At 41.3% G+C, this 16,018-nt stretch carries 8 protein-coding genes; all 8 read right to left on the bottom strand.

Annotation, left to right across the window (positions count from 1 at the left end; all coding sequences use genetic code 11):
* Positions 1-37 precede the first annotated feature (37 nt).
* Complete coding sequence (locus tag BQ7394_RS21860; protein ID WP_075559344.1) at positions 38-1,642, bottom strand: glycoside hydrolase family 31 protein; 1,605 nt, start codon at positions 1,640-1,642, stop codon at positions 38-40.
* 124 nt (positions 1,643-1,766) lie between these two features.
* On the bottom strand, positions 1,767-5,102 hold the full coding sequence (locus tag BQ7394_RS21865; protein ID WP_075559345.1) for a tetratricopeptide repeat protein: 3,336 nt from the start codon (positions 5,100-5,102) through the stop codon (positions 1,767-1,769).
* Between the two features lie 19 nt (positions 5,103-5,121).
* On the bottom strand, positions 5,122-7,269 hold the full coding sequence (locus tag BQ7394_RS21870; RefSeq protein WP_075559346.1) for a hypothetical protein: 2,148 nt from the start codon (positions 7,267-7,269) through the stop codon (positions 5,122-5,124).
* Between the two features lie 3 nt (positions 7,270-7,272).
* The gene (locus tag BQ7394_RS21875; RefSeq protein ID WP_082212081.1) at positions 7,273-8,976 is read right to left on the bottom strand and encodes a right-handed parallel beta-helix repeat-containing protein; all 1,704 of its coding nucleotides are present in this window, start codon (positions 8,974-8,976) and stop codon (positions 7,273-7,275) included.
* A gap of 82 nt (positions 8,977-9,058) precedes the next feature.
* Complete coding sequence (locus BQ7394_RS21880; protein WP_075559348.1) at positions 9,059-10,597, bottom strand: RagB/SusD family nutrient uptake outer membrane protein; 1,539 nt, start codon at positions 10,595-10,597, stop codon at positions 9,059-9,061.
* 14 nt (positions 10,598-10,611) lie between these two features.
* Positions 10,612-13,953 (bottom strand): TonB-dependent receptor, encoded by a 3,342-nt coding sequence (locus BQ7394_RS21885; RefSeq protein WP_082212083.1) that lies wholly within the window; start codon positions 13,951-13,953, stop codon positions 10,612-10,614.
* A 164-nt stretch (positions 13,954-14,117) separates the two neighbouring features.
* Positions 14,118-15,095: a FecR family protein gene (locus BQ7394_RS21890; RefSeq protein ID WP_075559350.1), complete on the bottom strand. Its 978-nt coding sequence runs from the start codon at positions 15,093-15,095 to the stop codon at positions 14,118-14,120.
* Between the two features lie 164 nt (positions 15,096-15,259).
* Positions 15,260-15,805 (bottom strand): RNA polymerase sigma-70 factor, encoded by a 546-nt coding sequence (locus tag BQ7394_RS21895; RefSeq protein ID WP_075559351.1) that lies wholly within the window; start codon positions 15,803-15,805, stop codon positions 15,260-15,262.
* Positions 15,806-16,018 lie beyond the last annotated feature (213 nt).

Below are 16,018 nucleotides of genomic sequence, written 5' to 3' on the forward strand. Positions count from 1 at the left end.
AAAAGGAGTAGATTTATCGTTCTACTCCTTTCCTTTTTTACTTTATCTTCTCAAACCAGGGTAATCTTTCCAGAGGAGCATTCACCTCTATAGTTTTAGGCCCACGGAATTTTTTGCCGGTATCATCTCTCCACTCTCCTTTGGGCAACATAACCTTACGTATATGTTCTTTTGTCAGGATCGGAGCTACCAGGTACTTATCTCCCAACATGAACTGATCTTTGCAATTTACAAATCCCTGATGAGGAAAAGCATATTCCATATGACGAATGATCGGTTCGCCTGTTTGTGCTGAAGAACGTGCTTGATCCAGAATATACCCCCCCATCTTTTCATGCAAATGAGCATAATCACGACAGATAGCCAGATGCTTTTCATCGAGGATGCGCCAAGGTGCTACAGAAAACTGCATCATAGGCATCAAGGTATGCACCTGGCAGGAACGAACAATCAATTCCTGATCCAATTTGGTCTGGTCAATACCCAAAAAAGAACCGAACTGCCCCCCACCGATCATATCTGGACAAGCATAAGCATATCCTAACAGACCCGCAGCAATCATATCAGGGATCAACAAGCCTACTGCATTCCAGGAATAGTCTTTATCCCCCAAGCGTTGCACTAAAGGCTGCCCTCCCATCTTCCAACCGGCACGGTATTCGTTGAATGGGAAATCCAGACCTATTTTTGCCCAATATTCACACATATCGACTGAAGTAGCGTCTTTATCATAGAATTCCAGATCAGGATCACTGTAAGGACCGATATCACCTGCATCAAATTTGAAACCATCCACACCATACTTATCCTGCATAGTACGTAACTGTTGTTTTAAATGTTCCGCAGCAGCCGGATTACTCAGATCATAACATGCACTATATCCGTTCCACCAAGGAATAATAGCCGCCTGGTTAGTTCCTTTTTTCTTGATTAAATAATTTTTTTGCTGCAATTCGCGAAATTCTGGACTATCCGGGCTAACAAACGGGCAGATCCATAACATAATACGGAATCCGTCTTTATGGAGCTGATCGATCATACCTTTCGGATCAGGAAAACGTTCGGGTTTAAAATCAAAATTACCATAATATTTCTGCCAGTTGTCATCAACCATAAAAACACCTACGGGAAATTTATATTTCAAAATATTGTCGGCATATTTCAATACATCTTCCTGATTCTGATTGTACATCAGTTCAATCCATGTGTTATATTGAGGCATGGAAAAGAATAAAGAGTCGGGTAACTGACCAGAGGGAGGGAAATATTTTGCAGATGCAGCTATATAGGCATCTTTCAACGTATTACCTGCTAATACCGGTTCTATATTCTCAAAATCGGAAAACAACTGTAATATTCCGTTTTCAAACTTGAATGAAAAAGGTTTATCACTCCATATGTATCGTCCCTCTGATGAAATCAAAAGGGGAACATTCTGATTATTCAAATTCTCAGTAGAAAGATCGAACAGACGCATATTTTCCTTAAACGGCATTTGAGAGCCAAGTGCCACCATACCTCCCCACCATTTTTCATTTTCCAAAGAAGATATTTTGGATTCATATTTACTTCCTGCCCTACAAGGTAATATTCCTAAGATTACAACCAGGGACAACAAAAAGGCTTTCATCGAATGCTTCATGTTTGTTTTATTAGATTTATTAATTCTCCCGCAAAGATAGGGATAACTTCTTATTTTCTAAACATAAAAGTGGCCAAGAGATTCAGATCTCCCGGCCACTAATTATATATCTTATTACCGTCGATTAAAACGTATGATTTAGGAATTGTTTAGCCCAAATCAAATTCGGATTCATATCTACAGCTTTCTGAAGCAATACTTTTCCTGTAGCGTCATTGCCCTTATAACATTCCAACAAACCTTTCAGATAATTCAAATTCGCAATCCGTTCATCCCGTGAACCGTCTTCTCCAAATTTAGAATAAGCATCGACTGTTACTCGTCCGGCTAACTGTTCTTCAATTTCAGTAGAAAGCTTTTGAAGTAGCTCTTTCGATTCCGCCTGTCTGCCGGCCTCATTCATTGCCAGAGCATTGAATAAAGTATTCTCTGAAGCCAACTCCATACGCCGTCTTCTTACCTGACTGTTTGCAGCAATGTCAAAACTTTCTTTTGCCTTCTTCTTGTTTCCTAAAGCCTGATAAGCTTTACCCAGATAATAATATCCCTTAGCACTATGCCCGCCGGTTTCCGGCCGGCCTACTTCGAGATTTTCTGGATACAGATCGGCTGTTTCAAACTCTTTTACAGCTTCCTTATAATTTCCTGATTTAAGTAAATCCATACCTTTCAACAAATGAGAATCGACATAAATATCATGTATCTCACCTCCGCCTTCCCAAACGTGAAAATGACGGGCAGTCATTATATCGATAGCCTTATCATAAGCTCCGGTTTCATTATACAATGTCAATAAACGAATAACGGCTTCATCATGTTTCATAACTGTTGGCAAGTTCTTTTCCAATACCGCTAAACGTTCGGTTGCCGGTTTCTTTTCTTTCTCATAGAGTATATCCAGCTCCTGGAAAATGCGAGGATCCTGATTATTATATTCAATTGCTTTCTCATAACCGGCTATTGCTTTTCCTAGCTCGTTCAAACGATTATAACCAAAACCTAAGTTACGATAGGCTTGGGCGAAAACCGGATCCTTTGCTACAGCCTGTTCCCAGCAAGCCATCCCTTGCTCTTTCTGTCCCAGGAAATAATACAAATTACCCAGATAATAAGGAGCGCGTGCATCTTCCAGAGATTTTGAACAAACGGTCGACAGGATATTTATTTCCTCCAAACGGAACGGAAAACACCAGTCGGTAGTAAGTGAAGAAGCTTTCTTCCATTGCTCCAATGCCATCTCTTTCTTCCCTGATAACAGGTTATAATAACCATTATAATAATATACTAAAGGAGAAGAAGTGTAAGGTTCACCGATTTGCAGGGCTCTATTCAGTAAAAGAGTAGCTTCCTCATAGGCACCCGCATGGGCATACTCCAAGGACATTTCCAATAGTTCCTGCACCCGAATAATACCTTCACCACGCTGTTTCTCAGCCCTATCCAGGAAATTCACACCATTCCCACTCAAAAAACTTTGCTCTGCCATACTCCAATAATCCAATGGATCGATAGCTACAACCTGTTGTATTTGTTTCAACGCATCCTCTGTTTGTCCTAGTTTCCTCAACAAATAAGCTTTCAAGGTCAAAGCTTTTGTATCTCTTCCTCCGACTGCCAACGATTGATCGACCAGATCCAATGCCTCAGGCAAATTTCCTTTTAGGGCTGACAACTGTGCCAATGCGAGATAAGCCGGGTGTTGGAATGTCGGATACCAGGTGGCTTTCCAATACTGGTCTGAGGCCTCTTTATAACGACCTTGCATCTGATAAATCAATCCGAGGTAATAATGCGGTTCCGGATCCTTCACAACCGTATAATCTTTGGCCGGACGGAGTAATGCACGTTTCAAATGTTTTTCTGCCATTCCCCATTCACCTGCTTTGGCATAATGGATACCCACAACCGTATTCACACGCGAATCGAATGAATCTCGTTTCAGTGCCTCATTATAGAAATCCATCGCATTTAAACGGGCATTATGGAATTGCTCCACACGAAGTCCGGCATAATATAATTCTTCTACTGTCTGATAGTCTTTCACAGGCTTAGTCCCTTCAACAACTTCAGGAAGTTCTTTTTCCTCCAACTCCACCGGTTGATAAGCAACCAATTCATTTCCCTTATTATCCAGTAAAACAGCACGAAGGCTTGTTTCTTTCACTGTAGCCGGAACCGATACTGTTGTTGTAAACGGAGTTGCCGGATCGATAGAAATCACCTTCTCAAACAACACTTTACCGTCCTGTTGTAGCAAAACTTTTGCATCAGGATATTTAGTCGTTGCATTAAACCCAAGAAAAACTTTTCCGGATGCTTTTTTCTCCAGGTTAACAGCAGCATCGTCATTCGCATTCTTCACAGAACCTATATCACGAATACCATACCAACGTTGAACGAACTCACGTGTTTCCCCTGGTCCTACCCAACTATAATCCGGTTGATTATCCGAATAAGCACCGACCATCAGTTCCAGATAATGTCCGTCTTTGTCAGATAGCATCTTATTCCACATCTCTCCACTCGGGTTGTTACCCCATAAGAAAAACTTCTTACCATTGACAATATGGTGGTTAGCCACATGTACCGTACCTGCCTGTTTCCCATGATCGTAGCCGGCCAGGAAATTGTCTTCGAAGTTCCAGGCGAAGATAGAGCGGGAATTACCGGTATAGTTCTTCCACCAGGCAAGTTCAACTTCATTACCACTACCGCGAACAGCTTCTCCCATAGGCCATTTGGTAAAATAGACTTTGGAATGATCCGTACCGAATTGTGTAGCCGGCGGGAAAATGACTTCATAATCCTTATTACAATGTACAGAAACATTGGCCCAATAAAGAATAGACTGTATGAACGGCGTACGATTAATGATCTTCACTTTGGCTTCCACCCATGAGCGATTCGGATAGACAGTGACACCTACCGACCATTTCATACGATGACGCAGCTCCATTTCACCCACCCAGATCGTTTTACTTCCATCTTTATTCTCTTCTATCTTCCAATCGATAGGCATGTAACTGGAAGGACGATGATGATGAGGGATATTCCATTCCACTCCTCCGGATAGCCAAGCTCCGAGCATACCGATCAAAGCCGGCTTTATACCTGTCTGCCGATAAAATATTTCATAATCATTCGTCTTATCGGTTGCCGACAAAATACGTCCTCCGATCTCAGGCAGCACACAAACATTCACATACTCATTATCCAGATAAACGGCATCATAGGTTTTGTCTACTTTCTCATCCGTTAATATATCGTAGAGCGGATAAGGATAAATATGTCCCTGAGCTCCCTGATATACACGCCCGGTAAAAAAGATAGGGTTTACATCCGGTGCCCCGATTTCATAAGTAGGCAATACCAATGGTTTCTCTGTAACTTTGACAGTCTGAGCGAATAATTGAGGGACTGATAATAGAAGCGCCAGCCCTATAATAAATATATTCTTCATAGATCACTTAATGTTATAATTAATAATGTATAGCCGGTGTTTTAGGTATATCGGCACTATAAGCCTCCACTTTTCCTGTTGCGACATCATATATACGTTCATTCGTTGTTGTCATAGCCTCTGTCAATTCCGGATAAGGAATATTGCAGGTCGTAACAACACCTATATTATAATTCTCTCCATCGAAACGGCCGTAATAAGGTTGATCGATCCACTGGAAATAATGCATACCGACTAATTCCGGGCGTGCAAAGCCTTGTTCTATATAATTCCGGTATGCTGCAGCACGTTCCTGTTGGTTCAGGACACCGATTATCCCCGTAGCAGGTAATGCCCTGTCAACAGCTCCCTGATGGAACTCCCCAATCATTACGGGCTTTCCACTTCGTTCGGCAATTTCAGCAGTGGGAGGCGGAACCAATCCGTAACCATTTATAGAAAAGACGTCGAAACGCTCTCCTGCTTTGTAAAGTAAATCAGAACTTAACCAGGCATAACGCATCCCTAAATTCATATGATTCTTGTCAATCTTTACAACTTCGTCGCATGGAATATCGACATACATCTTCACCATAATTGTTGAGAACTCATAGAAGTCATCATTAGCCACATCCGAAGGATACTCCTTGAATGTACAATCCTTCAAAGAGACAAAATCCTTCAGTTTCAGATTCCATTTTTTATTTACAACCGTTATATCTCCCTGATATTTCTTTTCCAGCCAATTAATAAATTCATCTTTAGTATGTGAAGCCTGTCGGGTAGCAAACATTTCATAAGCCAGATTATGATAACCGAAAGCCCATTGAGGTTCGTTCCTTAAAAAATAGCCAACCATATACGGATCGTCTTTATAATCTGCTAATTGACGGGCGAATGCTTTGGCATTTTGCAGATATTCATCAGAAAAGACATCCGGAAAGTCACGATAAAGCGAAACAGCCGTACCGGGAAAATCACGTAAAGGCAAAACATAAGGGATACGACTTTTGCGGGCAAAATCGATATCCGACCAGTTTCCCACTGTATTAAACCGAATCTTTTTCATCAGATTTTCAGTGAGCTTATCCCATTGACTTCTCCAATCCTGACCGTACACACGGATCATATTGGCAATATAAAAATCAACTGTCTTGAAACCTCTTCTATCTTTTACAGCTTCTGTATACGTAGCATCCCCGTTCTCAGGAAGCCACTCGAACAGATCTTCCATTCCATTCACCGGCCCACTGGAATTGGGGCCTATACAGTCGATACCTACACTTAAAAAGGCATATCCGTCCGGATCGACCAGCCACCAACGAGTCCCGTCATGCTGAGTCCTGAAAAAACCGGTGCCTTTAAACTGTTTCTTTTTCCAACCGCCGAACCGTCCCCATTCCGAAGGATAACCGACATTCTCGATTTCTTTGGCTATCGCCTGATTCTGCCGGATCATATCCTCTTCATCTTTCAGTTTACCCGGCCACTCTTTATCTTTCCATTGTCCTAATCGGTCGATAACCGGAGTAGAAATAGCTGGATAAGGATCCGGCAACGAATCAGTAATAGAAACAGAAGCCAGTTCGTAAGAAGCCCGATAATTACTCCCGTCATAAGGTCCGAAACGAAGAACCACCTTAATAATATCCTCCGGAGCTAACCGATTACCACTGACCGTACCTTTCAACTGGCGAGGAGAGCGGGGAACAAACAATTGTTGTGCATCCAGATAAGACAAAGGGAAAACGACCTGTGTCTTCAGTTGCGGCAACACGCCCATCAAACAAGAGATCCAGGGCATATCCTTATCTGTACCGGACGTTTCACCACCTTGAAGAACGATCTTCTCAGCAACGAAATTCTTCATATCCTTATAAAACTCGATATTGATAACGCCACTATACTGCGCCTCACCATACAATTCAAACACCAGATAATTTCCCTGGTTCCAAAGCGGTTTGTCGCCTTTTTCCCAGATCACGACACCCTTATTACCATCTTCCGGCGAAACATATAATACATTCTTCTTAAATATATCACTCTGCTTCATACCTGTCTCTGTGTCTGCATAACGGGCCGCTATCTTTTGCATATCAAAAGATTGTACACCTTCAGGTTGAGGATTACAGGCCACAGTCAATAGCTCCAATAGTCCAACAACTAATCCTAATACATTCTTTTTCATAACCTATCTCCTCTGTTTTTCCAGATATAAACTACTCCACTTTTCCCAAGCTTTCTCAGAGTCATCACTATACTTCCGGTCTATTTCCTCCATTTTCGCCTTATCACCAAACATACCCGAACCAATCTGCTCGTATGCTCCGAAATCAGTATGTCCATCTTCTAAAGGATTTCCCCAGAAATCATGCTTACCGGAAAGAGGAACATAGATACCAGTATTGATACAAGGGGAATTCAGTTGTAACTGGTAACCTCTCAACGAGCATAATCCTTCACCACCGCTACCGGGAGCGACAAAAAGAGGATCAGCCACCAATTTCTCAGGATCATCAGGTAGGCCATTTTTCCAGGGACCGTAGTAACAGTTATGATAAAACAGCTTATCAGGAGCACCTGTAGCAGGTTTGACTGATTCATCAAAAGTTCGAGTCAATACTTCTCCGGTAGAATAGGCTGTTCTGAAATAACTCTGCCCTGAAGCATAAAAGATATTATTGTAATAAACAGCCCCCAACTTAGTCTTATCTACCGAACCATCGTTACCGCAGAAGAAATCCAGATCCACTGTGCCGTAATCGATATAAAAGACATTATTGTACAAGATATTACGATCACTAATATCACACTGCATTTGTACCAGATGCGTCTGATCGTTTTCACTTATATTATAACGGGCAATATTCTCAAACGTACGATTCATCAGCAATAAAAAGCCATGATTATTCTGACTGTAATTATACTGGGCAATGCAACGTTTGCAATAAAAGTCGAAGTCGTAAGCAAATCCATCACCATTCCCCGGCTGACGTCCTGTATCATAAACGGCATTATACTGCATAATCGTCTCTTCCGCATCCTGTATCCAAATGGCAGCCGTATGTGGCCACCAGATTTCGCCTCCCTTCAGGTCAAGATATCCGGAGCGCATACAAGTGCGTTTAGCCACATTATGTTCGATCATGCCCCGATAACATCCACCTACAAAAATTCCGTCTCCACCCAGATTTTCCATATAATTATGACGGACATTCAGATTGTTCTTACAGCCGCGAACAATGATACCACATTTATCAAAACGTTCGATACGATTATTTTCAATCAGTACATCGTTCAGGGTCGTATTCATACGATTGTTGTTAATACCTCCCCTTTTATTCTGGATCTGTACTAATATGGCACAACTGTTATAACCGGTATATTCCGTATCACCGCCAAGCTGTCCCCAGATATCATGGATATAGCAATCACGGATTATTATATGTTCTACCTGTTGATTTTCCCCCTGGGCCAGTGCTACGATACCTTGCCGTCCGATTCCTAGTTCAGGGGCGGCACCACTAGTAACTTCCATATTCTCTATTATCCACCAGGATTGATTGTTGAGGCGGATTCCGGCACCTTCAGCTTTACCTATATTGATTATCGGTTTAGCCTCTCCGCCATAACAAGAAAGGAGGATCGGATTTCCTTTCTCTCCGGAACCCTGCAGTTTGAGCTGCCCATTCCAGACTGCCCCTGATTCAAACAGAATCTTGTCGCCCGGGAGGAAGGTTACATTATTCACTTTATCTAAACTTTTCCATGCTGTTTGAATAGATAAACCAGATGCATTATCATTCCCATTGGGAGATACAAAATACGTTTTGTTCTGGGCATAAACGACCAAAGTCATAAATACCAGACATATTGATAATAAAATCTTCTTCATTTTTATGTTATTAGTGTTGAGTGAATCGATCGGGAGAAGATGTTGTTACTCTTCTCCCGATGTTTAAATATATAAACAATTATCAATAACCCGGATTTTGTTCCAAAGCTCCGTTAGAAAGGGTTACTTGATCTTCAGGTATAGGTAGTAATTCGCTTTTTCCTTCCACAAAGTTCTGTCCTTTGATGGAATTATACTTTTGAGAATAAGCCTTCATAACACTTCCAAGACGCCCTTGACGAGCCAGATCCCAGAAACGTTGTCCTTCGCCGGCCAGTTCAACACGACGTTCATGCCAGATAAGATCACGTAGCTTGTCTTTTCCGGTTTCCGTGATTTTCGGTAACACATTGTCAGCAGTAGCATTCAAACGGGCTCTGCTACGGACTTGTTCCAGGTAATCGAGAGCTTCTGTTGTCTTTCCTAATTCATTGGCTGCCTCAGCCATATATAACAATACATCGGCGTAGCGATAGAAGATTATATTCTTAGGACAATCACTCTGGTCGACCTGTGAGCGCTGTGCATAAGGAATATACCATTTCTTAGGTTGATATCCTGTAGAACTGGCTTTGTTATAATTAATACGCCCGTCAAAGAATTCTCCGGGGAAAATAACAGTTGCATTCAGACGGGGATCACCATCTTCATAACTCTTCACCAGATCCTCTGTAAGGCAATGCATAGACCATCCGTTATGCCATTTCACGGGATCGTCAGGATCGGCATCATGCTCATAGAAAGAAAGGATCGAACCTTCATTCGAGTCTGCCCAACCTGTACCGCTAATACTGTGCTGAATCTCGAAAAGCGATTCGATACCATTCTCATGCTCGAGAGTAAAAACATCCGCATAATTAGGCTCCAAACCATACTCGCCCGAATTCACCACTTCTTTCAGTGCTTCATAAGCTTCCTGGAATTTCCCCTGGTAAATATACACCTTGCCGAGCATGGCATAGGCAGCCCCTTGTGTAGCGCGACCTAAATCGGCAGCCTCATATTCACTTTTCTTCGGTAAAAGTTCGATTGCCTTCTTTAGATCCTGCGCTATAAACTCCCAGGTATCTTCAATGGAAGCACGGGACATATAATATTCCTCGTAAGAAAGTACATGATCGATAATAGGCATCCGTCCATACTGCCGTGTCATGAAGAAATAGTTAAATGCTCTCAGGAAATGAGCTTCACCTAGGAACTGGTCTTTCTTGGCCGGTGATAAATGATCAGCATTAGCCGTAATACTTTCTATTGCCTGAGTAGAAGCGGAAATTCCTCTGAAACCTTGCGCCCACAAAGCATTGCTTACCCAGTTGGTAGGAAGATTATCGAACTTTTGAAGTGATTGGGCTACAGAGCCCAACCAGGAGAATGCCTCGCTATTGTTATTTCCTAAATCCGAATCATCCGAACAGTCGTCTCCAATTATCAAGAAAGGTGCCAACTGGAAGGATTCATTCTGCATAATGGAATAAATACCGATGATCGAAGTATTCGCCTCATCATCCGTGGAGTAATAGGTCTGAACTGATGTCTGAACTAAAGGAGTCTTATCCAGAAAGTCCGAACATGAACTTAATAGTAGTATTGATAAACCTACAAGTATCTGATGTGTTTTCATAATATCATGCCTCTTTAAAAATTAATAACTGTTCCGATCATAAAAGATTGAGCCTGCGGATATTGCCCTCTGTCAACCGAAAGATCTGTTGCCACCTCAGGATCAAAGCCACTATAACCGGAAATTGTAAACAGATTCTGTGCCGAGATATACAAGCGGATAGATGGCTTGAAACCTTCAGCCAATCTGGGTGAGAATGTATATCCTAACTGGATATTCTTCAGACGCAGATAAGAACCGTTTTCTACATAATAATCGGAATTACGGAAGTTACGACTGTTGCGGGTCAAGTCCTTGGTCGGTATAGACTGGACATTAGAGGTATTCTCTCCTCTCCAGTAATCGTCCAGATATTCCTGGCGTACATTCTGCTTACCATCAAACCGCATATAATAATACTTAGCAGCATTATAAATTTCATTACCGGCTACCCCCTGGAATAAAAGGCTCAGATCAAAATTCTTATAACTTGCATCGAATGAAAGACCATAAGTAACATCAGGGATCGGATTTCCGATAAAGTCCATATCGCCATCGTCGATCTTACCGTTATTATTCAAATCCTTAAACTTACGGTCACCAGGTTTGGCATCCGGCTGGATCAAATTACCATCTTTTACATATGCATCGATCTCTGCTTGATTCTGGAAGATACCATCCGTTACATAACCATAGAATTGTCCGTAAGGCTTACCCACTTCACTGCGAATAATATTTCCTAAAGCTCCCTGCAAGTCGATCAAACTATAATCATAAGGGAAGCTAGCAACCAAAGCCTTGGATGTTCCCAAGCTAGTGACCTCATTACTTACCAATGCAAAGTTTCCATTAACGCTGTAAGAGAAATCCCCCTTACTTCCTTTAAAGCCTAATGAGAACTCGAAACCTTTGTTCTGCATACCACCAACATTACGAACCATACTACTGAAGCCGGAGATGTTCGGAATTTGCTGTGTCAACAGAATATCTTCAGTCTTTCTGATATAATAATCGGCTGTCACACTCAACCGGTTATTGAGCAGGCTTAAGTCAACCCCAAAGTTTAATTGAGTTGAAGTTTCCCATTTGGCATCCACATTACCGATACCGGATGGCAATGAACCGTTTATTCTGTCCTGATTTTGACCCAACGTATAATATTGTTGTTGAGAGATCGGGGTTAAATAGGGATAGTAAGAAGTTATATTCTCATTACCAATTGCACCGTAACCTGCCCTCACCTTCACGCCGCTTAATGCATTTTGTTCCCAGTTCTTAAAGAAACTTTCTTCTGACAATTTCCAGGCGAGAGCGGCAGAAGGGAAGTACCCCCATCTGTTGTTCTTCATAAAACGAGAAGAACCATCAGCACGAAAACTTGCAGTTATCAGATAGCGATCTAATAAATTATAATTGACGCGTCCCAGATATGACAACATAGTCAACTCTGCACCATCACCTTTGGCTAATGGATTTTCAGTTGCAGAATCAAAATACCAGAATTCATCACTTTCAATAGGTACATTTTGCTTAGTCACCTCATAAGCATCATTTGTATAATTACGGGCAGACATAGCACCCATCACAGTCAAATCATGCTTATTATTAAAATTGTGATGATAAGTCAGCATATTTTCCCAAGTCCAATCAATTGTACGAGATGTCTTTCTCGATACAGTATTCATTAAAGTAGAATTATCTGCTGTTTCATAAAAAACAGGGACAAAATCACTATCATGATTATTTCTGACTTTAACGCCATAGCGGGAAGTAAAAACCAGATCTTTTGTCAGATTTAGGTCGGCACTGAAATTACCTACAAAATATAAACGTTTATTTTTCCCGTTATTTCGGGCAATTCTACCGGCTGGATTCTCCAGTCTCATTTTACGAATACCCGTATAATAATTTGTTTCCGGATCGATAACTGGTATATCAGGTGGTGCAATCAAAGAAGAAAGAAAAATACTGGTAGGATCCAATCTTTTATGATCGGTCATAGCAACAGAAAGTGAAGTTTCAAATTTCAGGAAACTGGTTGCTTTAAATACATTATTCTGGTTTAATGATATACGGTCAAAATCAGTTGATTTAACAATACCCTCTCTCTTGTAATAGTTAGCACTAAAAACAGACTGTACTTTTTCGCCACCACCAGTCATACTTATATTATAATTCTGGAATTGGCCTAAATGAGATACTGCATCATACCAATCTGTATTATACGGCATATTAGTCGTACTAGAATATAAAGGATCTTCACCAGCATTCGTATAAGCCAGGTTGGATAATTCTGCATATTGCGAAGAATTTAGCATCGTAGGTTTCGATGCTAGACGTTCAATACCATAATAAGCATTAAAATTAACCTTCAAATCACCAGCTTTTCCTTTTTTCGTCGTAATCACAACTACCCCATTAGCACCGCGTGATCCGTAAATAGCACAGGCCGAAGCATCTTTCAAAATCTCGATCGACTCAATGTCGTTAGGGCTTAAATGATTAATATCACTCATCGGGAAACCATCCACCACATAGAGAGGAGAAGAATCATTCGGTGTTCCTACCCCACGGATCTGGATAGAAGCCGTTGCATCGGGCGAACCTGAACCTAATGATACAGAAACACCTGCAGCCCGTCCTTGTAAAGCTGCCACCGGCGAACTGGTTGCTATTTTAGTAATATCTTCTGCTTTTACAGATGAAACCGAACCGGTCAGGTCACTTTTCTTTACCGAACCATAACCTACTACCACCAGTTCATCCAACGTCTGGGCATCTTCTCTCATCATAATGTCCAGTGACTTTTGGTTACCGATCTTGACCTCCTGAGGCAAATAACCGACATAAGTAAATTTCAATACGGCATTTTCTGAAACCTCCAAAGTAAACTTTCCGTTTAAATCAGAAATCGTACCGTTGGAGGTACCCTCTTCGAGTATATTCACTCCAATGACAGGCCCACTTACATCCCTTATAATACCAGAGATTGTTCTCTTTCCAGTTTGTTGAGAAGAAGGAATTTCTGCCTTATACAATACAATATGACGATCTTTTATAGCATACCTCAGTCCTGTGTTATTGGATATAAGATTCAGTACATCATAAATATTGGCATCTTCTTTATTTATAGAGATCTTCGTGTTCTTATTGATCTCTTCCAGGTTATAGAAAAACAGGTATTCGGATTGCTTTTCTATTTGTTTCAGTACATTCTCCAACGTTTCATTCTTTGCAGAAACTGTTAGTTTTGCAGTCTGTGCATAAGTTGCGGCAAAAACTTGAGACAGACAAACAGTTAGCATTAGCACGGTTAACTTCATAATGTTTATAGCTCTTTTTGGGTTTACAAAAGCAACTATACGTTGATTATTCATACTCTAATAGTTTTAAGATTAAACACTTTTTCCACGGCAATGGAAGTTTAATTGAATCACACCCTTTAGAAGAGAGTATCCGGCAAGATATTTTTCTCCACTTCTTACTTTTTACATTATCCACTCATATATTACATTTTAAAAGGTTAACTAATCCATATCGCTCATTCCGAAATCGTAACATGTCTTTTATCAATCTTGTATTTGATAGGTACGGACAGGTTAATAACTTCCATGATATCCTTTATACTTTCCCCACGATAGAATGTACCGGTAAAGGTACGTTCGTTCAAGTCTTTCGATTGAATAGTGAATTGTGCACCATACACATGACTCAATCGATCGAGAATAGACTCCAATGTCTGTTCCGAAAAATAATAATAACCGGTTATCCAGGATGTATATTGCTGGGCATCAACCCGGTTCAATGAGATATTTTTTCTATTCCGGTTATAAACAAACTGCTGGTTTGGCTGTAAGATCGCCTGCCTGTCGATACCCAAAGTCGTCAACCGGACAGACCCTTCCAATAAAGTCGTTACAACCAGCGAATCCAGCGGGTAAGCCATTACGTTGAACTTGGTTCCGAGGGCTTCGATATCCTGTTCCTTTGTTTTTACGATGAAAGGTTTGTCTTTTTGTTTGGCTACATCAAAGTAGGCTTCACCTTCCAGATAAACAATACGTTGTTTTTTACCAAAGTCTTTATCGTAATGGAATGTTGTTTTTGATCCCAGGCTGACCTGAGTGCCGTCAGGCAACTCGACTACATCCGCCTCCAGACCATCGCCTCCTATATATCTGGAATATAATCCGTTATCAGCATCTCTCGAAGAAAAGAAGAATACAGAACTGATGGCTACCGCAATCAAGGCTACGGCTACATAGCTACCGATTTGATACCAAAGTCTGAGTCTGCGAGATTGTGAATTTTCCTTTTTATTAAGTAAATGCAGCCAGCTCTCATCCACATTTAGAGGCTTTCCCATAGAAGTTCCGGCATCATACATAGCTTTGATCTCAAAGAATAATTCCTTATTGGAAGCACTCTCGTTCACCCAATCATAAAAAAGATCTGTTTCTTCTTTAGACAGATTACCTTGTAAATAGCCTATAATTAGCTCTGTATGTTCGTTTTCCATGATATCTCCTTTGTATCGTTACCCTTCGGTGACTTAGTCCTTTATGAACTTATAACGAATGGCAGCAAAAAAGTACTCACACAAAAACAAACTTTTTTTAAAATTAAATACGAACGGTTGAAAATGAGGGTGAATACGAATAGGATTTAAGTAAAGCCCTAGGTTCAAATCAAGGTAAAAAGATAAAAGAAAAGATGCGAGCAACGTTTACGGAGATAAAGCAAAGACCTGTACAGCTGGTTCTCGACTGTGCGGACAGAGAGGCCTAACTGATCCGCAATTTCGGCCGCTTTCATCCCTTTCAGATAGGAAAGACGGAAAATCTCCTGACTCTTTTCGGGCAGCTCCGCCACTTTCTTCATCAAAAGATCCAATAGGTCTTTCCGCATAAACAGTTCGTCGGACGACTCAAAGTAGTCCAGTTCCTCCAGTTTGAGCTGGACGGCCCGGTGATCCAGAATTTCCTGTTCCATATTCGAACGGCGCAGGTGATCGATACAGGCGTTGCGGACAGCAACGTAAAGAATACGTTTCAGATCGGCATCTGGAAGGAGGAAGACTTGTTTGTCCCACAACTTGAGAAAAACGTCGTGCACGATATCTTCCGCAAAGAAACCTGAGACGAACTTCCCCGCAAAGCGAAGCAACATCGGAGCATATTCAAGATATATGCGCTGATAACAATTCGTCGTCTGATCTTTCACTTCCATCTTGCAAACATATAAAATATCAGGTATTATTCCGCAACTTCGCCGGCTTTTAACGCATATTGCCCGTTCAAAAGAGTTCAGAGGCGGAAGAGTACACCTTCGAAGGCAACCTCACCAGCCCCGGCTGATATTTCAGGAGAGTAAGGCAGATATTCTCATTACACCGGCATCTCTTTTCGGTTACCTGCCGATTTAATTTTCGTTCGACAAAGG

This window comes from Parabacteroides timonensis, assembly GCF_900128505.1.
In the GTDB taxonomy this organism is placed as follows: domain Bacteria; phylum Bacteroidota; class Bacteroidia; order Bacteroidales; family Tannerellaceae; genus Parabacteroides; species Parabacteroides timonensis.